Source organism: Sodaliphilus pleomorphus (assembly GCF_009676955.1).
In the GTDB taxonomy this organism is placed as follows: domain Bacteria; phylum Bacteroidota; class Bacteroidia; order Bacteroidales; family Muribaculaceae; genus Sodaliphilus; species Sodaliphilus pleomorphus.
Genome location: NZ_CP045696.1, coordinates 136,219 through 160,110, shown reverse-complemented (window position 1 = coordinate 160,110; position 23,892 = coordinate 136,219). Strand labels below are relative to the sequence as shown.

The window sequence follows — 23,892 nt, the reverse complement described above, 5'->3', positions numbered from 1 at the left end:
TACGCATTAAAAGTCTTGACTATTGTTGACGCTGGCTTAAGTTGCTGGCTGAGTGATGGCGTATTTCACGTATTGCGTTAATTGAACCGCAATATGGAAATGGGAAACCGGATATAAACCAGACTAAACTTTTCACCCTACATCTATATTTGCCCACAAATTTACAAAATATTATTATATGTCGGTTTGATTTTCCGCTTTTTTTGAAAATTTCGTCATCGTTTGGAGCTTCAGGTGTGGTGCTGCATTGCACCATAGGTGGTCAGTGGTCAAAGCCGTCACGCGACAGCACACCTTGCAAGTAATAATGCTTTATCTCCTTCATCTCGGTCACAAGATCGGCTGCTGCGATGAGCTCGGGTGGTGCGTAACGCCCTGTGATAATGACTTCGGTTGAGAGGCAACGTTGCTCTAAAGCATCGAGTACGGCTTGTGTGGAAACAAGATTGTAGTGTATTGCAATGGTGAGCTCATCGAGAACGACAATGTCGTATTGGCCACTGGCCATCAACTCGGTCACATGTCGCAGTGCGGCTTGGGCAGCAGCCTTGTCAAGACTGTCGGGTCTTCGGTCGATAAAGCACCCTTTGCCTAACTGCTCGATACAGAGATGCTTAAAATGCCGAGATAGAAAAGTTTCATTATAGGCTTCGTCTTTTATAAATTGGCCCACATAGCCTCTCTTCCCTGCACACAAGGCGCGCACAAGCACACCAAATGCAGCAGTTGTCTTCCCCTGGCCGTTGCCAGTGTACACTCTCAGGTATCCTTTCTCCATGTCACAGTCGCATGTAAATATTGCAATTAATCATATTTTGAAGTCATCAAGCGATTCCCAGCCATCGCGTTTCCATTCAATTAGTCGGCGAGCGTCTATGGAGCTTCTCACGTCGACAATGCGCTGGTTGGAGCTGCCTCTGAACAGCAACGAGGTGTCGCGCAAGGAGTTGACAAAGCGCCCTTCGACCACAACGTCGACCTCCCTTATTGTGTCGAGCAGCGCAGGGTCGGCAACAATTTCATCCCACGTGAAGCCAGTGAAACACCACACATTGTATCCCAGTTCGGTCTTGATGCGATGCACGAGCTCCTTCACGGCAACGGGCTGATAAAGAGGGTCGCCGCCCGTCAAGGTCACGGGCGACTCATTGTAGGCAATGACTTGCATGAGGTTGTCGATCGAGCGACGCTCTCCGCCATTCATGTCCCATGACTGTGGGTTGTGACACAGTGGGCATGCGTGGCGGCAACCTGCCACATAGATGGAGGTGCGCAACGACGGACCGTCGACGCTGGTGCCTTCCACAACCCTTAGCACACGCAATGTTTCATCGTTAGTCTCCATGTGGTCACTTGTGCACGACACGGTCTCTTAGTTCAGCAAGTTTAGCACTGTTCCAGCGGTCGGTAGTGCCCACCAGGTAACCAGTGATGCGCTGCAGCCGGTCGATATTGTGGCTACCGCATTGTGGGCACTCCTCCAGGTGCTGAGAAGCGTCCTCGTAGCCGCAGTCCATGCAGCGGTTACGATTGTGATTTACCGAGCAATAGCCCATGTTGTATTTGTCCATCAGGTCAACCACGTTGGCAATGGCTTCAGGATTGTGGGTGGCATCGCCGTCGATTTCTACATAAAAGATGTGTCCGCCGCGGGTCAAGTCGTGATAGGGACCTTCAATTTCGGCTTTGTGCTTGGGGCTGCAGTGGTAATACACGGGCACATGATTGCTGTTGGTATAGTATTCCTTGTCGGTTACACCTGGAATCACGCCAAATTGCTTGCGGTCGCGCTTGGTGAATTTTCCGCTCAAGCCCTCGGCAGGTGTGGCAAGAATACTGTAGTTGTGCTGGTACAGCTCAGAGAACTCGTTGGCCCTGTCGCGCATGTAGCTCACAATCTTGAGTCCTAAGCGCTGAGCCTCGTCGCTCTCGCCATGATGATGCCCAGTGAGTGCAATCAGGCATTCGGCAAGGCCTATAAAGCCAATGCCCAGTGTGCCTTGATTGATCACGCTCTCGATGCTGTCGTCGGGCTTGAGCTTGTGGGCACCGTTCCACAGTTTGCTCATGAGCAGCGGGAACTGCTTGGCCATTGCTGTTTTCTGAAACATGAAGCGGTCGTGCAACTGGCGTGCAGTGACCTCGAGCATGCGGTCAAGTTTAGCAAAGAAGGTGTTGATGCGATCTTCTTTGTTCTTGATGTCCATGCATTCGATGGCAAGTTTCACAATATTGATGGTAGAAAACGATAGGTTGCCTCGGCCTATTGAGGTTTTTGGACCAAATCGGTTTTCAAACACACGCGTGCGACACCCCATGGTTGCAATCTCCCACTTGTAGCGCTTCGGGTCGTTGGCTCTCCAATTTTCGTTGTGGTTGAAGGTGGCGTCAAGATTCACAAAGTTTGGGAAGAACCGCCTTGCCGTCACTTTACATGCCAGCTGGTAAAGGTCGTAGTTGCGGTCGCCAGGCAGGTAACTCACGCCACGCTTCTTTTTCCATATTTGAATGGGGAAAATGGCTGTGCTGCCGTTGCCCACGCCTTCATAGGTCGACTTCAGCAACTCACGCATCACACAGCGACCCTCGGCGCTGGTGTCGGTGCCATAGTTGATACTGCTGAACACCACCTGGTTGCCGCCTCGTGAATGGATAGTGTTCATGTTGTGGATGAAGGCCTCCATGGCTTGGTGCACACGGCCCACCGTGCGGTTGATGGCATGTTGCAGCACGCGCTGCTCTCCTTGCAGCATGTAGAGATCCTTATATATGTAATCGTCGATATGTGCGTCGTACAGGTGGTGATAGTCGGTGCCTGTGAGTTGCTCGATGTATTTCACTTCCTCGACAAACGACTTGCGCACGAAAGGAGCCAGGTAGAAGTCAAACGCCGGGATGGCCTGTCCGCCGTGCATCTCGTTTTGTGCAGTTTCCATCGAGATGCAGGCAATCACGCTGGCCGTCTCGATGCGCTTGGCCGCACGCGACTCGCCGTGGCCGGCCGTGAAGCCCTCGTCGAGCACACGGTCGAGCGGGTGCTGCACGCAAGTAAGGCTCTTGGTGGGGTAGTAGTCCTTGTCGTGAATGTGGAGGTAGTTGTTGCTCACTGCCTCTCGGGCTTCCTCGCTGAGCAGGTAGTCGTCGACGAAGGGCTTGGTAGTCTCGCTTGCAAACTTCATCATCATGCCAGCCGGTGTGTCGGCGTTCATGTTGGCATTCTCTCGGGTGATGTCATTCTTCTGAGCCTTGATGATTTCTTGAAACACGTCGGCAGTTTTTGCTTTCCGGGCCACATTGCGCTTGTGCCTGTAGTTGATGTAGGCTCGTGCCACCTCCTTACGGGGACTTTTCATGAGTTCCAGCTCCACCTGGTCCTGAATGGCTTCCACACTCATCTGGCTCTTGCCGCGGGCACCTATGCGGTCGGCGATGCGCTGTATCAAGCTTTCGTCTTCACCCGCTTCGGTGGCCAGCATGGCTTTGCGTATAGCTGCCTTTATTTTCTCTTCGTTATATCCCACCACGCGCCCATCGCGCTTCACAACAGTTTGTATCATCTATATAGCTCCTTTTAGTTTTGTGATGTTATAGTATGATTTGTTTTCACCCCCACATTTTGCAAGTGTCTCTTCTTGGGGTCGCACAAAGATAATACACGCTGTTTGATTTAAACAATTTTTCATTTGAAAATTGTCTTAAAATAACATTTTTGGCAACTATTTGTGTTTTATAAAAATATATTATATTGAAAATGAGTGATTTAATTATTTTATTTGGAAACTTTTATGCTTTTTGAGCGTTTTAAATTGTCAATAACATGTTGATTATGATACAGAAAATGCCCGCAAGAAAATGCGTGCATATATTGCTTTTGTTTGCAAAAATACATATCTTTGTACACGTTTAAGCGAGAGGTGTGCTCTTCGGCGTAGAGGAGCATAAAAGGGAAACGGGTGAGAATCCCGTACAGTACCCGCTGCTGTGAGTTCCCGACACTTCGGTCCTCAATGTTATCATGCCACTGGCTAACGGTTGATCCTTTTAAAAGTCGACTACATCAATGCCGGGAAGGGGAGGACGCGAAGGGAACGAGTCAGAAGACCTGCCTTTTTCGCTTGCCTTGCAAGAAGATGTGCAGTCCACGTGGAGTTTGGATGTAGAGGCAAATTTTTAATGATGTAGTCGCAAAATCCTTTTTGAGGTTTTGTCGTTTTTTCCCTGCTTTTGGCAGTTTATGACTCTTCTTGCTGTGGAAATGCCGCAATCGATGCAAGGCTGGCTGGTCGGTCCCCTGTGGGGGGACACATGCAGCCCGTGGTTATTTTTGCATGGCAACTATTATTTTTTATATACTAAACACTATGGTATTTTATGATTACTTCTAAGTTTAAATCACTAATTGTGGCGATAATGCTGCTCGTTGTGGGCGGCATTGTCCAGACTGCAGCGGCAGCAGGGCCACGCAAGGCTTGGAGTGAGTCGGACGGGGTTTACTACCTGAAGACTACCGACGGCCAAGAGGACACCTATGCTGTCGACAGCACGCTTACTTTCAAGGCTGTTGCCGAGGGGAATACGATTCCCAGCTACCGCGACTGTGGCGTGGTTTTCAAGCCAGCCAAAGAGGGTAACATCCTGCGCATCACAGTCAACAGCATTGACCTGTCAGGGAGCAACTACCTGCTGCTCTACGATGGTGCAGTGTCGGGTATAGGGGCAAGCGACTATTCCCGCACAGGCAAGCAAAGCAAGTATCTGCCCGATGGGTGGGTGAAATGGTACGATAGCACGAGTGCAGGGGAGACCTATACCTCGACTGCGGCCGATGGATCGCTGTCCTTTGGTTTTCACTCGGCTAGCAGCAATGGCCAGAAAGGTTTCTCCATCACCGTTACCAGTATCCCTGCCAAGGATATGGTCTACAAGGGCATGGAGTTGATTGGCAATCCCGATGGAGTGAACCGCGGCGCCAAAAACCAAATACTGCTTGGCGTGAACGTAATGACCGAGGGCAGCAAAAACCCTGAGAAGCTCAACAATCTCAAGATTGATTGTGCTGCGCTTGCAGGCAATGCCAATGTGGCCAACTTGCGCCTTTACAAGAGTGCCAACTTCATCGATGTCAACATTGTAGCAAAGGCTGCCGTCACAGGCGATGCCCTTGAAGCCAAAGATGTGACCTTGAAGCAGGGCAACAATTACTTCTATGTGGTGGCCGACGTCGACCCTGATGCTTCGGGAACTGTTCCTGGCCCCAAAGTCGCAACGCTACAGGTGGGTGGCGAGTCTAAATCGGTGACCAACCCCGTGGGCGACGATGTGACAGTGAACAATGTGATATTGATGACCGCCGATGCTACAACTTTCAAAATCGGTGATGATGTATTGTGGTATGACGACGGTGGAAAAGACGGTAAGATAGGCTCCAACTTTACAGGTACTATCACTTTTGTACCCGCTACTGCTGGACAATGTGTCAAAGTTGATTTTAACAAATTTGCTATTTTCAACACTTCAAGCGTGGGCTACAACGATGAGTTTAAATTCTATAACGGCCGCACAGCCGACGAGAGTCAGCTCATCACCACGTTGCTCAAGGAAGGCAAGACGGTGAAATCGACTGCTGCCGACGGCTCGATGACCGTGACCTTGAAAAGCACGACTGGCGTGCCTGCCGATGGCTGGGAAGCTGTGGTGTCGCAATTCTTGCCGGGCGACATGACGTTTAAGAGTATCGATGCCACGGCATCAAGCACCGAGACTGTGGCTGCCGGCGACACCTTGCAGCAATTATTGCTCATCGACGTTGTTACCACCAACACCAGCAAGGCTTTGCATGCAAGCCAATTCAACTTCACTGCTGATACCAAGAATATCGACCAAGTGAAACTCTACTACTTGGGCGAATCGGCTGCCACGCCACTTGGCTCGGGCAACTACTTTGGCAAGGCTGCTGTTTCGGGCTCTACGGTCGTTGTGACTGGCGACAGAGCGCTGACTGAAGGTCATAACTACTTTGCTGCTCTTGTCGATGTGAAAGAGACGGCCCTCAATGGTGCAACTGTATCGTTGAAGCTCGACGATGCCACGATAGGCGGCACCGTTCATACTCCCGCAGCACTCACTGCTACACGCACGGTGGCCAATACTTGCTATGCAAGTCAAGGTGCCCATGCCCACAAGATTTATGACACCTGGACATTCCTCAATGCCAAGAATCCTTACTCCGACAACAAATATGAGACCGAAGATGCCGATTACATTGTCACCTTCACTCCTGGTGTGCCCGGAGCTGTGGCTCAGCTTGATTTTTCGGCCTTCGACGTTTATTATGCCAGCAGCAGTTATGGCACACGTGCTGTGTTTGAGGTCTACAGCGGCGACAGCCTGAGCGAAGCCAACTTGTTGTGGAAGCTCGAGAACAACAGCCAGTCGACTACCGGTCCTGGAAAGATACTGCGTTCAAATGCTGCCAATGGTGCAATTACTGTCAAGTTCAATCCTAAGACCACTTCAAGCTACTATGCAGGCAAGGGGTGGACGGCGACTGTGACACCGTTTGTCAACCACGACATGACCATCGACTCGGTGAAGGTGAACCAGTCGAGTACCGACGTTGTGGCAGCTGGGTCGACCGACGCCAAAATCATCGACTTTGATGTCGTGACCGAGGGCACACTTACCCTGAAGACCGTAAAGACCCTGAATCTTGATCTCAAGGACAGCTACCCCAATGTTGCCCGGGTGAATGTAAAATACAATAATTCCCCCGATTATACGACAGCAGTCGACTTTGGGTCACTTGCTAATCCCTCGCAAAACCAGGTGGCTGTGACAGGAAACCGCATTCTCAACGATGGTGACAACTACTTCTGGGTGACCTATGATATGAAGAGTGATGCCGAGGCCAATGCCGTACTCGATGCTAAGCTCGTGTCGATCGTTGATGCTACCGAAACCACTGTGGTGAGCAATGGCGACCCCGACGGCAACCGTATCCTAAAATATATTGTGAACATGGAGACGGGTAGCAAGGTGGTCACCGTCAACAATCCCATCATGTTCTATGACGATGGCGGAGCCGATGGCAACACGTCGAAGGGCTTCGATGGCACAGTTACCTTCGTGCCTGGCAAGGAGGGTAGTGCAGTACAGCTCGAAACCAAGTCGTTCTCTTGTGGCCAAGGCAAGTTCTACCTTTACAATGGTTCCAAGGTCGACGACAACAATCTTGTGGGCACCTACAACTATACCAGCGGCCCCGACACCTATATTTCAAAGGCTGCCGACGGCGCCCTCACGGTGCGCTATACGGGTCCCACTTCGTCCTACAGCACCTACGATGGCTTTGCAATCGAGATGAGTCTGCACAAGCTCGCTTCATTCACAGTCGATACCGTGAAAGCCGAGCCTGGCACTCATGACAGCGTGGTGCGCGGTTCTCGCAACGCCGTGCTTCAAAAGATAGCGGTCGTGGTGAGCGGAGACCGTGGTGCCGTGAAACTCAACAACTTCAAGTTCATCGCCACTGGCACTTCCAATCTTGCCGACATCAAGGCAGCCAAGCTCTATTATACTGCCAAGGCAGCCAACTTTGTCGACAATTGCCTTGTGGCCAAAATCAGTGCTGTAAACAGCGAAAATGTGCTCGCTGCCGACTCGGCTGTGTCTATCACCGAAAATGGCACCTATTACTTCTGGATCACCTACGATATTGCCGACGATGCCACGGCTGGCAACCGGGTGGCTGCAAGCCTTCAGGGCGTCGACGTCGACGGTGCTTATGTAGCTGCAACCACAATTGCAGGCCAGCGCACTGTCAATACAGGATTGAAGGGCACCTATATCATCGGTTCGAGCAACAAGGCCAACTATGCCACCTTTGCCGATGCCACTTCGGCACTTGCCGACGGTATCGAGGGTCCAGTTACATTTGTTGTAGAGCCTGGCACCTATGCCGAGAATGTCGAAATCAAGGCCGTGCAAGGTGTGAGTGCCGAGCATCCTCTGTCATTTGTGGGGCAAAGCGGCAATGCTTCCGATGTGGTCATCAAGGGAGCTGGTTACAGCACACCTGATTACGGTGAGTTTAAGAAGGGCATGTTCTTTGTCGACAGTACAAGCTATGTAACGATCAAGCACTTGAGTTTCATTCCCGATGACCAAACTTATCCTGCTGTGCTTCACATCTACAACCAGAGCCGGCACGTGACTGTCGATAGCATTGTGGTCAAGGCTACACCAGTCACCGCCTCAAACGGCTACAACGGTATCAGCTTGATTCTGAGTCAGGCTGTGAATGAAGATGGCAAGAACAACGATTTCCTCACTGTGACCAATAGCACGTTCTCGGGAGGCTATGTTGCCTTGTACCTGGGTGGTACAAGCTATGTGGCCCTCACTCGCGAGCAAGGTCTCGTGGTGAAAAACAACATCATCGACGAGGCAGGAAGCAAGGGCATCTATGTCACCGACGAGGACAACGCGCTCATCGACGGTAACGCCATCTATCAGTCCACAACCAGCAAGAGTGGGTATCATGGTATCGACCTGTTCCGCAATCGTGGCAACGTGATTGTGAGCAACAACAAGATCACCAATGCGCACAGTGCTTATAGCTATGGCATCGAGCTGCGCCAGACGTGCTACGGTGCTTCGACTGCCGAGCCCATACTGGTCTACAACAATAGCATCTCTATCACCAATTCGCCTTCAAGCAGCACTGCCGGTATTGAAATCGATGGCGACAACAAGAACATCGCTCTCTATTACAACACCGTGCGTGTGGCTGGTTCACAGGGCTACACTTTCTATGCCGCACGTGCACGCAGCAATGAGTCGTTCGACGGCATCCTGCTTCAGAACAACTTGATGCAGAATCTCACAGGCAGTGCGAGCAACATGTCGTTCTACGGTAATTATGCTGGAAAGACCACGTTCCTCAACAATGCCTTCAATGCTGGCAACATTGTCGCTGGCACCGACAGTGCCGCCTTTGCTACAATGGCTGGCAATGCAACCAATGTTGTAGACTCGGCACAATTTGTGAGCGAAACCGACTTGCACCTCAAGGCTATAGGCAGTCTCAAGGCTGCTGCTCCCGTGGCGCTTGTCACAACCGATCTTGATGGCACCATGCGAGATGCAGTGACACCCACCATAGGCGCCTATGAGTACAGAGACATTGTTGTCGAGCATCCGCAGTTGGCACAAGGCTATCCTGTGGTGGCTGCTGTCGACCAAACTTCGGCCGACGTGAAAACCAAGTGGAATGTGAGTGGCAAACTCTATGCCAAGGCCATAAAAGCAGGTTCTATTAGCCCGATTGCCAAGAAGGCTGCTGCAAAAGTGACCGTCGACGATGTCATGACAAGTGGCACGGCAGTCGACTACACTGCCGGCACCGAACTCACCACTCATTTCAGTTCACTTGCTCCGGCATCTTCCTATAAGGCCTATTTCGTGCTCGTGAGTGCACTCGACAGCAGCAAGAGCGCTCTCGCTGAGTGTGAATTTGCCACACAGGTTAAATATGACACGCTCAAGGTCGACCTCACAAGCATCTACGACATGGTTTCGGCAGGTGACAGCACCACAATAGAGCCAGTTGTGACAGGCGGAAAGAAACCTTACACCTACGAGTGGCGCGACCAAATGAATCAAGTGATCGGTACCGACTCGGCTGTGACGGTGGCTCCTGCCTACACCTATGGTTATAAACTCACTGTGACGAGTGCCGACAACCAGAAAGTTGTCGCAAAGACTGCTGTCTATGTCATGGGACAGGCTGTCGCTGCCACATTCGACGACAACTATCTTGCTCCCGATAGCTACTTCGATGGCGACAACGACGACGATGTGTATTATAGCGGCTCCTACGCCTTCCACGTGGCGCATCATGGTACCAACTGGTATGACGGCTATGCGATGAGCAACAAGACGTCGACCGTATTCTCTGGCTTGGACGACATGTGGAACTCGGCAGTGGGACAGGGTGTTGACAACTCGGCCAACTATGCAGTCTATTATCCTGCCTATGGGTCCGACAGCTACATCGAGGTGACCAACGACCTCGACGGCGATGTCGTCAAGGGTACATGGGTCGCTCTGAGTGCCTACACCAAAAAGGCGGTAACCGATGGCGTGTACGGAGCAAAGAAGTTTGCTGCCGGCGACTGGCTTAAAGTGACAGCCAAGGGTGTCGATGCACAAGGCGCTACCACAAGCACCGACCTCTATCTCATAGATTTCCGCAGTCAGGACGAGACACAGCACACCATGCTCGACAACTGGTACTGGTGGGATCTCTCCAGCCTGGGCAAGGTTGTGAAGGTTTCCTTCTCATTCACAGGAAGCGACACTGGTGTCTATGGATTGAACACACCATCGTTTGCTTGCTTCGACAATTTCAACGACCAGTCGCACCTGTCAACATCAATTGCCAACGTGAGCCACAGCACCGCGGCCAAGGTGACTGTAGCCAATGGCGCAATCACTGTCGAAGGGGCACAACATGTTGCAGTTTACACTGCAGCCGGTGCCCAAGTGAGTGCAGGCAAGGCTGTGACCAGCGTTGTGCCAGGCATCTACCTGGTGGTTGCCGATGGTCATGCAACAAAGGTTGTCGTGAGATAGCCAGAAGATACTATCATTTCACCTAAAGTTTGGGGGCTGTGCCACAACAGGCACAGCCCCCTTATTTACATGTATAGGAATGTTGACACGCTACATTTCCCAGATCTTATATTTTCCGCCCTTCACTACGATTTTTTCATAGGGAGTGGTCGGGAATACAAGATTGCTGATGGCGAATTTTCCATCGGATCCGAAAACCTCAATACTGCTATGGTCGATAAAGAGATAAACCTTGCTTACATTGCCGTGTGTTGGAGCAGTGGTAACGCATGGAAAAGCATCGCTGAAGCCTGTTTTCCCGCTATTTGTGCGGTCGACCGAGAAGCTGCGAGCCTTGGCATCGTAGTGCATGATGACTTGCTCGCCCTTTCTATTGGACAAGGTGATGACGGTATTTGAACGCAGATGGTCGATTTCTACAAGGCAAGCCTTGCTCAGTTGCGACGTTCTTTTACCGAATGCCTGCATCACCTCGGGCGATGGCTTTACGCTTAAGTATTGTTCGTCGCCATCGTCGAAGAGGCTGAGGTCACGAGGAATGCCATTGGCCGAACGATACTGCATTGTCGGCACAACTGCTGCATATTGCCAATTGCTCATCCAGGGCAAAGCCACATGGCGGCCATTGGGTGCATTGCTGAAGGTGACAGTTGCATAATGGTCTTTGCCATAGTCCATCCACTTGGTCGTTTCGGGCTTGCTATCGCAAGAGAAGCGGTGACCGTCCCAGTTACCCACAAAATATTGTGTTGCCGAACCGCCAAATGGACCTCCAGGATTGATATTGACTACAAGCACCCATTTTCCTCCAGGCATTTTGAGCAGGTCGGGGCATTCCCACACCCCCTTGTGGCAGCCATAACCCTCGCCAAAGCTACTTTCATATTTCCAATTTTTCAAGTCAGGAGACGAGTAGAAGTTCATTTTTTGACCTGCCGATACAATTAGATTCCACTCGTGAGCACTGTCGTTCCACAGTATCTTGGGGTCGCGGAAGTCGGGCTCGGTAGCAGTGAGCACGGGATTTCCATCATATTTAGTGAAAGTTTTCCCGCTATCGGTACTGTAGGCCAAACTTTGTGTTTGGCTTTCGGCTGCCGAAGTGTACATTGCCATAATGGCTCCCTGTCCAAACCCTGCCGTGCTCATACTGTCGACTACAGCCGAGCCGCTGAAAATGGCTCCCAATGCATCGGGCTCTATGGGAGTACCCTCGTTCTTCCAGTGCACAAGATCACGGCTTGTTGCGTGGCCCCACGATAAGTTTTCCCATGTAGAACCATAGGGATTGTATTGAAAATACAGATGCCACACTCCATTTTGGTAGAACATTCCGTTGGGGTCGTTCATCCATCCCCACACTGGCGTGTGGTGATAGGCTGGACGGTAAACTTCGCGGTTGGCTGTGTCAAACGTATCCGAGACCTTCATGTGTTGCCAGCAGCTGAAGTCTTCTATATTGCCCACATCGCGGTAATTGTTGCTAAACAGGAAATCGAGCAGGATAGGGTGTGCCGTCCCGAAGCGTTTCAAGTCGAGTGGAACATAATAGTCGGGAGTTCCTGTGGCAATTCGTATGTTAAGCGTCTGGAGGCATTTGTTGTCAACAATTACCCTTAACTTTGCTATGTTTTCTTTCTCCTCGACAGGAATCAACACATATCGCTTTGCGGCCTCAACACTCACCATGGCATGATTGCCCGAGAGTATGTGACGTGTATACCATTGAGTGCTCTTCGCCCAAAGGCTGCATGTGCCCATCAACAGGGCTGTAGCGGCAATCAATAATTTGTAACTCATTTTATTGGTCGTTAGAGTTTTCTATATTTTACCTAAAATCCGCAAGCAATCTCAATGACAATCTCAATTGCAGTAAAGAGCTTGAACACTATGCATCATGATAGTATGAGCGTGAATTTTGTCCGATTTGTGCACACCATCCCCTTACCCCACGATGCGACTTGAGGTAATACGCAGATTAAAACCATAAGGAACGGATTTTATCCGAATCCAGTTTTGAAAGGTCTTACATAAGCCCGATTTTCAGTATAGATATTCAGCACGTATTGCCTTGCTGTCATGATCCACTTGGCAGGTACGGAGATGAAGCTGAAGACAAAAGCCTTTATGCGACTCGTTTCCTTGAGCCCAAAAGCCTTGGTGTCAAGCCTGCTCATGATGGTCTTATAGAAATTGTGTATCAATGCAGTAAGCAGAAGAAAGACAGTATTCTCCGCCATGAATGACTTGGGGAGCCTGCTCCAACCGAATCCGTTGTTCATATCATCGAATATACGCTCTTTGCCCCCACGCTTGTTGTAAAATTCGACGATGTCTCTTGTTGATGAGTCGTAATCGTTGGTAAGAATACAACGGTAAGTGTATTCGCCTTCCCACAGGTCAAGGTCGCCACTGTTGCGTCTTTGTCTCTGGATGACAAGACGATAGCACTTGCCTTCCCATTTCTCAACGAGAATGGAATTGAGTTCGAACTGGATGCCGTTAATCTCCTCCGTCTTCCATCCTCTCAGAGCAAAGATGTCATTGTAGAGCGAACTGCATCGGTTGGCACGGATGTAGAAATGTTTGCAATGCTTCTCTATCTCACTGACGATTTCCTTCGAGCAGGAACCGCAGTCTGCCCTGAAGCGATTTACACGGATGTTCTGGGATTCCAGAAGAGCGAAGAATCTCTTATGGGTGTCTGCCTGATGAAAACGCACATTCGTGTTACCATCGCTGTTCTCGATATAGACTATCTTGTCACCGATAACATATACGCCAGGCCTGTAGCCGAGGAACTTTTTGTAGGTCGGTTTTGCATCATACTTCTCCGTTTCAAGGAACTGATGGTCAAAGTCAACATCGTATTCCTCAATTTCCTTCAACTCGCCTGTAGAAACCAAAGCGTTTATAAGCAATGTGTTGAGTTTGTCTGCAGTATTGAAATCATAGGTCTTGCCTTGGTCGGAAGTATAGGAGATGTTTTCCTGTGTCAGTTCCTTGATGGCTCTGAGGATGGTATCAGAGCTGCATGTACGAAGGGTAGGATGATACGAGAGATGGCGCATCAGTTGTGACGTTACATCTTCCACGCATGAGCCGCCACAGAAATAAACGCTCATCAGCGAACGGACTATCTCGCTGAACTGATATCCGAAGATACTGCTGCATCTCTGACCCAGTGTTGAGTCGATAACGGGTGAAAGCATGGAGTCAAATTTCTCCATGATTGAAAAAATTCCTCCAAAAGGTGTGAGTTTCTCAGATTTAATTTGTATTTTTGCCATGTCATATTAGAGTTTTGCTTGTTTTCTTTTTGCAACACTAAGATAAGTGAAAATTCTGACATGGCAAAATCCTGGGCAACTTTTTGTTGCTCAGGAACTTATAAATAAAGTTAAATTATAGTGTTGCGGAATTAAGGTTTTATTTATCATATCCCTTGTTTTGCTCATACAGGCCTGGGATATAGTACAGCTGGTTGTAGGGAATGGGCCAAAACTCGTTTTTGTCGGGCGTAAAGTGAGCGTCTTTATAATATTCGGCATATTTCTGGCCGTCATACACGTCATTCTGCTCGGTTTTGAAATAGTTGTTGAGAGTTTCCGACGCAATTCCCCAACGGCGCAAGTCGAAGAATCGGCTGCCTTCCATGCCCATCTCAAGCCGGCGCTCCCAGCGCAAGCAGGTGCGAGCTGTCTCCTTGTCCTGGAAATATGATGCAGGATACAAGGCAATTTCACACTGATCGGCAGCATAACTAATGTGCTTGGTTATTGAGTTTTTGGCACGTTGGCGTATATCGTTTATGATCTGACGGGCCTCGTCGAGACGGTCGAGTTCAATCAAAGCTTCGGCCCGCATGAGCATCACATCGGTGTAGCGCAACACGTAGTCGTTCATGTCAAAAGCCTGCCACGGACGATTGTAGGTCTCTCCCTTTGATCGTTGGGGCACCTCCTTGAGCGAGGTGTAGTACCCGTAGGTGTTGGGGGTGCGTGAGTTGGCTTTAGTCAGTGTGTATTGCGACTCGTATTTGTAAGGGAATGTGGGCATCCCAACTGTGTGGAAAAGTCTCGGATCCCACTTCTGCTCTGTGGGCTTGCCATTGATGGGATACTCGTCACTGTCGTTGTAGTCCTTGAATTCGGGCAACCCATTACGAGTCTTGAAGGCGTTGACAAGATTTTGAGAAGGCTTGTGGAAGTCCCAGCCACACGACCATATGCCCCAGCAGCCATTTAATGTGTTCGACCAGTTGGCGCGGCCATAACGAGTGTGGTCGGCCGAGTAATCACTCGTTTGCACGGCAAAGATGCTTTCCTTGCTGTTTTTGTACTCGGGCAGGAAGATGTCGCCATAGTCTTCAAGATAGTCGTAGTTGGAATTTTTAACCACGTCGCTATAGTCCACCACCTTCTGCATGTAGTCCTTGTTGATGTGGCTCACACCGTCGGCCGACTCATAGCCGTCGCCCCATGCCAGCGAGAGATAGCACTTGGCAAGATAGGCTGCTGCCGCAATCTTGTTGGGTCGTCCGCCGTCGACTTGCTTTTCGGGCAAGTTATCATAGGCAAACTGGAAGTCGGCTATGACTTTCTCGCACAGTTGCTGATAGGTGTATTGCGTGTTGCTGGTTTTTTCGGTTGCCTTGTCTTTGTACACTTGCTCGTCGATCCAAGGCACCTGTCTAAACACCGATATGAGCTTGAAATAGAAGTGAGCACGCAAGAATCTAACTTCGGCTTCTCGCTGTGTGGTAGTAGATTTTCCCAGTGCATTCTCACCATATTCTTGAAGTGACACCAGGGCGCGGTTGCAGCGTGATACTGCACAGTAGAGGCGGTACCATAGTTCATCAAGCTCGCCGCGAGAGGAAGTGAGCGACGACCACACCTCAATATCATGATAGCCAGTGTCGCCTGTACCGCCACCGCCTTTCAGGCAGTCGTCAGATGCCAAGTCTCCGTAAGGCCACAAGTTGAACGGATAAGAATACCAGCAGTCGCCAAGCATGCTATAGGCGCTGTTCACCATTTCTTCGGGATAGGAGAAGGCTTTGTCCTCAGGTACTACACCAGTAGGGGTGTAGTCTAAGAAATCATTACATCCGGTAAAGCTCATGCTGAGCATGATAGCTACTGAAATTGCATATATTTTTCTCATGATGTGATACAAGTTAAGATGATTTTGTTTTGTAATAATTTGACTCAGAATCCAATTTGAAGTCCAAACGTTGCCGAAGACGAAAGTGGATAATTCCAATTTGGGTTTTCTGGATCAGAGCATGTGAGTGAATTGCTCTTGATTGTCAATAGATTCTGCCCAGATATGTAGAACCTTACATTTGACATGTGCAGTTTGGCAAGCACAGCTTCGGGCAGGCGATAACCTATCTGCAGAGAGCGTAACTTAATGTAGGAACCATTTTCGACAAAGTAGGATGAGGCCCTTCCTTCGTCGGCACGGTTCATCGTGCTCAAGCGAGGTATCGAGGAACTGGTATTGTTGGTATTCCAGGCTCCGAGCAGCCGGCTTCCCTTGTTCGAGCCAGGGTCGGTTATAGCCCAGAAGTCGGTTTGGAATTTTTGGTTGTTATATACATCTTGACCGGCTACGCCTTGCCAAAACATATTCAAGTCAAAATTTTTGTAAGCAAGTCCGATATTGAGGCCATAGGAGAATGACGGTACCGGGTTGAATATCCAAGTTTGGTCGTCGCTGTTGATCTTGCCGTCTTGGGTAAGGTCTTTGTATTTCAAGCCACCCATTCTTGCATTAGGCTGCCCAGAGGCATCTGCCTCCTCTTGGGTTTGGAAAAGACCGTCGACTACATACCCCACGATCGAGCCATAGGGCTTGCGGCTTTGGACCAGGTCTTGAGTAGAAGTGTGGGCATAGGCGCCAGTGGTAGTCGAGGGCAGATAGGTCACACGGTTGCGGAAGAAACTGAGATTGCCATTGATGTCGAGTTGCAGCCCGCAGTCTAAAGCCTTGCGATAGCCTATGGCAAATTCCATACCCTGGTTGCGCAGCGAGGGGCCGTTTTGCCACTGGTTTCCACCCTCGCCTGTTGCTCCCAGATAGGCTGGGTTGATGAGCATGTCTTTCACATTTTTGATGTAGGCATCGATTGAGCCATAGAGCGTATTGCCCATTGTCATGAAGTCAAGACCGATGTTGTATTGTGTAGCAGCCTCCCATTTCAGGTTGGGGTTGGCAAGCTGGATGGCGCGGAAGCCCGAGGGGAATGTACCCTTGCCTTGCAACGTCAAGTCATAGGCTGTAGAGGTGACACGGTCGAGGCCATAGTCGACCACATAGAGACCAAATTGAGCGTTGTTGTCGATGGCTTGGTTACCCGTTTGACCCCACGACAGTCTCAGCTTGGCATCGTTGAGCCAGTTGTAGTGCAACAACTGCGAGAAACGGAAACCTAATGATGCTGCCGGGAAGGTACCCCAGCGATGGTTTCTGCCAAATCGAGACGAGCCATCGTCGCGCAATGTGAACGAGGCAAGCAGGATGTTGGCCCAGTTGTAGTCGATCTTGCCGAAAAACGATGCCAGCCGATAACCAAACTTTGCACCACTGTTGCTCATTGTGCCCGTAGCAGCGTTTGGCCACATGTATTCAACGCTTTCCAGTGCATAGCCTTCGGAATAGGCCGAAAAATCAATATCGCTCTGCTTTGAGAGTTCACTACCCAGCAACAAGTTGAAGCGGTGGTCACCTGGCAGATTGAACTGGTAGGTTGCGGTGTTTGACCACACCCAGTTGGTCTCGTTATTGTTGGAGAGGGTTGTTTTTGCAATGTTGTTGCGCACCACGTCTGATTGATAGGTGTGGGTGAGTGCATTGATAAAGGAGGTCTTGAAATCAATACCGAAATTTGACTTCAGGGTCAGTCCCTTGACGGGTTTGAGTTCCACATAGGCGTTGCCAAATATGCGCCAATAATCCAGATGATTGTCGCGATTGTCATATTGCTCGCGAGCAGGGTTCTCGCGGTCCGACATTGAACCAACTGGACCTGCAAATGTTTTTCCGTCTTTTTCGTAAACAGGAACTATGGGGGGCATCTTCAGTGCGTTTTCCATGGGAGCACAGTCCACTTGAGATGAATTGGTAACCGTGAGGTTTTCGCCCACGTCAACCATTTTACCCAGGTTCCAAGTTGTGTTGAGTCGTGCAGCGATATTCTTGAAGCTGGTGTATTTCAGGATACCGCTCACATCCTTGTATCCCACCGAGAACATGGCACTGTGCTTGTCGGTGGCATGTGAGAGCGACAAGTCGTAGTTTTGAGAGAAGCCAGTGTGTGATATGGCGTCTACCCAATCGGTGTCGGAGAATGGCATGGTTTCTTTTGCATTGATATAACCGTTGTATTTGCCTGAAGCTGTGTAATTTATCATTTCTCCTGTCAACGGGTTGTAGGCAGTGATGGGTACACCACTGCTACTGTTCAAGTTCACGCCGTAGTTGCTTGCATAGGCCACGGGGTCGAGACCGTCGTTCAGCGCAGCCTGTGCCATTGCTGTAAGGTAGTCGCTTGTATTGCACAATTTCATCTTCGACTGGCTGGTGTAGAACTGCGTTGTAAGGTTCATAGAGAAATCAACCGCCACTTTGTCGCCTTTTTTGCCCTTTTTGGTGGTGATGATGATCACGCCATTAGATGCTCGTGAGCCATAGATGCTGGCCGAGGCTGCGTCCTTGAGCACTTGCATACTTTCAATGTCATTCATGTTGAGCGAGTTCAGCGACATGTTGGTAGGCACACCGTCGATAATAAACAAAGGGTCTTGAGAAGAGTTGAACGACCCAATGCCGCGTATGCGCACGGTGCCTGTCCCTATTGGCGAACCATCGCCTGTAACCGTCATGCCAGGTACCTTTCCCTGCAATGCGCGCATGGGATCGGGATCGGAGGTTGTCTTGAGGTCTTTGGTGTTGACAACGGCTATCGACCCGGTAAGGTCGGCTTTGCGTTGCACGGTGTAACCTGTCACAACTACTTCGTTGAGTTCTTTGGCATTCTCCTTCATTGTGATTTGTAGGTCGGGGGCGGCATTTACTTCCATGGTCGCATATCCTATATAGGAAATCTTGAGCTGTGAGCCTTGTGCAACCTTCAAGGTAAAGTGTCCGTCAAGGTCGGTTGTAGTACCGTTGGTCGTTCCCTTTTGGACGATGGAGACTCCTATAAGAGGCTCCCCGGTGCCATCTTTAACAGTGCCGTTGACGATGATGTCTTGTGCCCAGGCCGACAGGCTGACCAAAGCTAACGTCACGACAATTAATGCATTTCTGAAATGTTTCATACCACGTTTGTGTTTAAGTTTATTTGATTTGTTGATGGTGTTTGTCTTCTGCTTGTAAAATTATATGTAACTTGCACAGGGCAAGTCAACCATAAGTTCAATGTTTGTAACATTTGATACATGCAATGATTTTTGAGGCTATAGGCAAATATATCGATAACGATAATTTACCTTTTCGGGCAAATCAACAATCATCTTTTATAAAGCAATAATCCATGTAAAACAAAGAAATAGACAGAGGCACACATTTTAATCGTGTGCATGCAAGTTACCTATTTTGGCGATCATAGATTCGGGCAACTTTGGCATTGCGCCAGGTTGCGTACACACGTAGGCACTCACTTCCACAGCCAAACGGTGGGCTTCGGCCACGGGTTTGCCTGCCAATAGCGCTGCGGCAAAGCTGCCAGTGAAGCTGTCGCCTGCCCCCACAGTGTCGTCCACCTTAACCTTGGGAGTGGGCTGGTAGCTTTTCTCTCCGGGCGTAAAGATGTAGCTGCCATTGGTTCCACATGTTAAAACAAGCATCTTCAAGTTGTATTTGCCCAGTATCAGATAGCATTTGTTTTCGATATCCAGACCTGGGTAGCCAAATATGCGGGCTATTGTAATAAGCTCTTCGTCGTTGATTTTCAAAATGTTGCATGCTTTCAACGAGTCCTTGATTATGTCCTTGGTATAGAAATTTTGACGCAGATTGATGTCAAAGATTTTAAGGCATCCCCTGGGTGTGTGCTTGATGAACTGGTGTATCGTTGTCCTCGACACGTTGTTGCGCTGTGCCAACGACCCAAAGCACACACATGCGCACTTTTGCGCCAACTGCGCCATCTCGGGGGTGAAGGTGATATTGTCCCAAGCCACATCTTGCTTGATATCGTAGGTGGGTACCCCTTCGGCATCGAGTTGTACCTGTACAGTACCTGTGGGGAATCCAACTCGTGGAATAATGCAATTGAGATGCCTTTTCTTGAGTTCGGCAAGCGTTCTGTCACCCAGTGCATCGTTGCCTACAGCACTTATGGCATAGGCTTCAAAGCCAAATTGGCTGGCATGATAAGCAAAATTGGCAGGAGCGCCGCCCAGCTTGCACCCATTGGGTAGGCAGTCCCATAAAGCCTCTCCGAGGCCTACAACTATCTGTTTCATTTTGATTATGTTATTTGGATTGAGTTAATATTGTGAAGAAATCTCTTTTTTTGCAGTTGTGTTGCACATTCACATCAATGTGTCACTTCACATTCTTTGAGTAGGTGAACAGGTATATTACGCCCACTGCCATTACAATCACTGCACCTGCTTGCCCCATGGCATCACTGGCCAGGCCCATGATGAGTGGGAAAACTGTGCCGCCAAACAAACCCATGATCATGAGCCCGCTCACTTCATTCTGTTTCTCGGGTACGTTCTGCAGGGCTTGTGCAAATATAAGCGAGAAAATGTTGCTGTTGCCATATCCTACCAGAGCAATTGAAACATAGAGGATGAGCTTGCTTGTTCCAACCAGTAGACCACACATCGAGAGTAACATCATAACCACTGAAATTACAAAGAATAAACGGTTGTTGATGATTCTCAGGAAGAAAGTACCGGTAAAGCAGCCTATGGTGCGGAAGATGAAGTACAGCGAAGTTGCAAAGGCTGCATCGTCGAGCGAAACCCTAAGGCGTTCAATCAGTATTTTAGGAGCTGTGGTATTGGTGCCCACATCAATGCCCACATGGCACATAATGCCTATGAAGCTGAGCAAGACAAAGGGGCGGCCCAATAGCTTGAAGCACTCGGCAAATTGCCGCCCTACCGTTGCAGATGAGCCTTGTCCAGTAGCACTTTTTTCCTCGTGAATGTGAGAAAAGAGCAGGAGTAGCGAGGCCACGATGCCTATTGCCATATAAATGGGGAAGAGTACTCTCCAGCCAATGCCAAATGAGGGAATAGCCTGAGTCGCTCCCCAGGCAGCAATATAGGGCGCCATAAATGAGGCTATAGCCTTGACAAACTGCCCAAAGGTGAGTGTAGAAGCAAGGTGATTGCCTCCCACGACGGTTGCAACCAGTGGGTTGAGAGAAGTCTGCATGAGCGTGTTGCCTATGCCCAGTAGCGAGAAGGCAATGAGCATGATCATGAAACTTTCTCCAAAAATAGGAATCAATAGGGCCACTATAGTAACTAAAAGTGACAACATTACCGTCTTCTTTCGCCCTATCTTATTCATCATTACGCCCGTGGGGACCGAGAAAATAAGGAACCAGAAGAATACCAGAGAAGGAAAAATGTTGGCCGTTGCGTCGTTTAGCATCAAGTCTTTTTTGACATAGTTTGACGCGATGCCGACCAAGTCGACAAAGCCCATTGCGAAGAAGCACAGCATGACGCTTATCAGTGCTCGCGTGTTGATTTTGTTGCTCATTGTTTAATTTGTTGAGGTTTTATATTAATAATCTTGCCAGGTCGAGTGCCACGTATTCTTGTGGAAAAATTCTTCTGGATTGAAGCCACACAGGGTGGATGCCACTCTTAGTATAAGCGTTGGCAAAATTATTGTGTCCCTCACAAAAGCAAGTCAACCATTATTTCAAATATCGTAATATTTTTGACATGTAACAAATGTTCAACAAAATGTAACAAAGTTTATATGTGCTGTTTTCAAGGCATTTACTGCATCACGAGTTCTCGTCTCTTATTTCGGTGGGATACTTGCCATATTGTTTCTTGAAGCATGACGAGAAGTATCCCGGGGTGCCGAATCCCACTTCATAGGCAACCTCCGACACGGTTTTGCCTGTCGTCTTAAGTAGCTTGTTGGCTCGTTGAAGTCGCATTTCTCTGAGCAATTCAACAGGCGACAAACCTGTGAGGGCTTTTACTTTTCGATAGAGCTGGACTCGGCTTATGCCCATGTCGATTCCCAGATCATCCATTTTCAATTTTGAATTGCCCATATTTTTCACAATCGCGTCGCGCAGGGCATCCATAAACTTCTTGTCGGGTGTGGTGAGGCCCCTTGCAGCGACATTGTCGGTGAGGCTCATCGTCTCGTTGGATGCATAGAAGTCTTTAAGTCTCTTGCGATTGGCCAGGAGGCTGGAAATGTGCGCCATGAGCACCTCGGCACTGAAAGGCTTGGTGAGATAGGCGTCGGCCCCCTGACCCAACCCCTCGGCATGTTGCTGCACTGTGCTGCGGGCCGTGAGCAGTATCACAGGAATGTGGCTTGTCAAGCTGTCGCTTTTAAGCTTTCGGCAAAGCGTCAATCCATCCATCACAGGCATCATCACGTCGCTCACTACCAAGTCGGGTATAGCCTCACGGGCGAGTTTCAATCCACTTTGTCCATCGCTTGCCTCAAGCACATAGTAATCATCAAGGAGCAACGTGCGCAGGTATTGTCGCATGTCGTCGTTGTCGTCGATAATGAGCACGCTGGCCAGTTCGTCGCCTTGGTCGCGCACAATAATGTCGTGACGCCCGTCCTGCACTGCACGGTGGCTTTTCTCTTGAGGGTTTACTGTATTTTCTTCGCCCGGCTGTTGCTGCACGTCTTGATGAAATTGGAGCACATTGGTTACGAGCTGTTGCAGTTGCGTGGCATTTCTTTCTACCATGCCCAGTGCATTGCGATCGTCCTGGTTCAGTTTGTTGTTTGCCAGCAGTTGCCTCAGTGGCCCGATGATGAGGGTGAGGGGAGTGCGCAGTTGATGACTTGCATTGGTGTAAAAAATTTTCTGCTCCTTGCTCAAAGCCTTGTATTTGCGATTTGCGCGTCGCGTGGCCACGATAGCTCTCCACACAAGCAACACGGCAATCAAGAGCAATACGGCAGCAGCAAGCGTGACTGCAAGCAGCGTGCGCTGGGTGTGATATAGACCCAGATAGTTTTCAAGTTTGTTTTGTATCGTTACCAAGTAGTTGCTTTGTTGTGCCAGCGACTGCGCATATAAAGCGATTTCGTCAACATTTTGTGGCGTCACCATAGTGCTTTTCAACACGTTGGAACGCTTATAGTGTTTGCCTTCCAATATTTTCAAGGCCAAAGCAATGATTTCTTCGCCGTGAGTAGGGTAGATGTAGCTCGCTGCCAGCTGGCCCTGTTGAACGGCATCGATGCCTTCGCCAGGCAGTGCATCGATGCCTAAGAAATATATATCCTTCTCTTTTCCCAGCTCACGGGCAGCCTTGTAGGCTCCAAGCGAGGCAAGATCGTTTTGGCAGAACACCACATCGAGTGGTTTGTTTTCCTGCAGCCATTTCTTGGTGGCGGCATAGGCAGCCTCTTTTGTCCAGTCGGTCTCAATGTGCCTAAAGTCGACTTCTGGATGCTTCTTCATTACTCCAGAAAATCCCTCGTAGCGCTCGCGGTCGGGCGACATGACAAGGTGCCCGGTGATTTCAAGCACTACAGGCTTCCTTTGGAGCCGCATGCTGTCGTTGCACAATTGCACTGCATAGTTTCCCATTACACGACCAGCTTCTACATTGTCGCCTCCTATAAATGCAGTATAGTCGTTGGTCGCAGCTTTTCGCTCAAAGAGAATGACGGGGATCCCTTTTTGTTTGGCTCTTTCTATGCATTGAGCCAAGTGCTTGTACTCATTAGGTGAAACGACAATCAAGTCCATACCGGCATCGATAAGACTATCAACCTGTTGTATCTGTACTTGAGTGTTGTTGTCGGCATTAGTGATACAAACTTTTACATCGGTATCATATAGATGCTGTGCCGACAGCATCTCATTGTTCACCTTATCGCGCCAACGTCCGCCCACACATTGTGACACTCCTATTTTATACTTGTAGTACTCATGCGAGGTGCAACCCGTTGCAATCGCAATAGCAAGTATTGCTATCATGAATATCATGATTTTATTTAAGATCGATTTTGCCATTATCGCCAATGTTACAAGTGCTTATGTAATGAGTTGCTTAG

Annotated in this window: 11 protein-coding genes and 1 riboswitch; of the genes, 1 reads left to right on the top strand and 10 read right to left on the bottom strand. The window is 49.4% G+C overall.

The genetic code is table 11. From position 1 onward, the window contains the following. Nucleotides 1–262 precede the first annotated feature (262 nt). Genes GF423_RS00655 through GF423_RS00645 form a run of 3 tightly spaced genes read right to left on the bottom strand, consistent with a single transcriptional unit; the run spans nt 263 to nt 3,557 of the window. A complete protein-coding gene (locus GF423_RS00655) occupies nt 263–778 on the bottom strand; it encodes a cob(I)yrinic acid a,c-diamide adenosyltransferase (RefSeq protein ID WP_154326526.1) in 516 nt (171 codons plus the stop codon). A 30-nt stretch (nt 779–808) separates the two neighbouring features. Further along, a complete protein-coding gene (nrdG, locus tag GF423_RS00650) occupies nt 809–1,345 on the bottom strand; it encodes an anaerobic ribonucleoside-triphosphate reductase activating protein (protein ID WP_154326525.1) in 537 nt (178 codons plus the stop codon). 4 nt (nt 1,346–1,349) lie between these two features. After that, nucleotides 1,350–3,557: an anaerobic ribonucleoside triphosphate reductase gene (locus GF423_RS00645; protein WP_154326524.1), complete on the bottom strand. Its 2,208-nt coding sequence runs from the start codon at nt 3,555–3,557 to the stop codon at nt 1,350–1,352. Nucleotides 3,558–3,897: 340 nt separating this feature from the next. Beyond that, a riboswitch (cobalamin riboswitch) is annotated at nt 3,898–4,124 on the top strand. A gap of 247 nt (nt 4,125–4,371) precedes the next feature. Between GF423_RS00645 and GF423_RS00640 the strand changes: the two genes are divergently transcribed. Then, entirely contained in the window at nt 4,372–10,635 is a 6,264-nt protein-coding gene (locus GF423_RS00640) for a DUF4465 domain-containing protein (RefSeq protein ID WP_154326523.1), read from the top strand. A 90-nt stretch (nt 10,636–10,725) separates the two neighbouring features. Here the strand turns inward: GF423_RS00640 and GF423_RS00635 are convergent, their stop codons facing one another. From GF423_RS00635 to GF423_RS00605, 7 genes are all read right to left on the bottom strand, one after another. After that, the gene (locus tag GF423_RS00635; RefSeq protein ID WP_154326522.1) at nt 10,726–12,435 is read right to left on the bottom strand and encodes a glycoside hydrolase family 32 protein; all 1,710 of its coding nucleotides are present in this window, start codon (nt 12,433–12,435) and stop codon (nt 10,726–10,728) included. A 200-nt stretch (nt 12,436–12,635) separates the two neighbouring features. Beyond that, a complete protein-coding gene (locus tag GF423_RS00630) occupies nt 12,636–13,925 on the bottom strand; it encodes an IS1380 family transposase (RefSeq protein WP_154326521.1) in 1,290 nt (429 codons plus the stop codon). Between the two features lie 139 nt (nt 13,926–14,064). Then, a complete protein-coding gene (locus GF423_RS00625) occupies nt 14,065–15,804 on the bottom strand; it encodes a RagB/SusD family nutrient uptake outer membrane protein (RefSeq protein ID WP_154326520.1) in 1,740 nt (579 codons plus the stop codon). 44 nt (nt 15,805–15,848) lie between these two features. Beyond that, a complete protein-coding gene (locus GF423_RS00620; protein ID WP_154326519.1) occupies nt 15,849–18,965 on the bottom strand; it encodes a SusC/RagA family TonB-linked outer membrane protein in 3,117 nt (1,038 codons plus the stop codon). 249 nt (nt 18,966–19,214) lie between these two features. Continuing rightward, on the bottom strand, nt 19,215–20,114 hold the full coding sequence (locus GF423_RS00615) for a carbohydrate kinase family protein (protein WP_154326518.1): 900 nt from the start codon (nt 20,112–20,114) through the stop codon (nt 19,215–19,217). An 82-nt stretch (nt 20,115–20,196) separates the two neighbouring features. Next, a complete protein-coding gene (locus GF423_RS00610) occupies nt 20,197–21,375 on the bottom strand; it encodes an MFS transporter (RefSeq protein ID WP_154326517.1) in 1,179 nt (392 codons plus the stop codon). A gap of 253 nt (nt 21,376–21,628) precedes the next feature. Beyond that, nucleotides 21,629–23,815, bottom strand: a complete 2,187-nt coding sequence (locus GF423_RS00605) for a substrate-binding domain-containing protein (RefSeq protein ID WP_235911834.1) — start codon at nt 23,813–23,815, stop codon at nt 21,629–21,631. Nucleotides 23,816–23,892 lie beyond the last annotated feature (77 nt).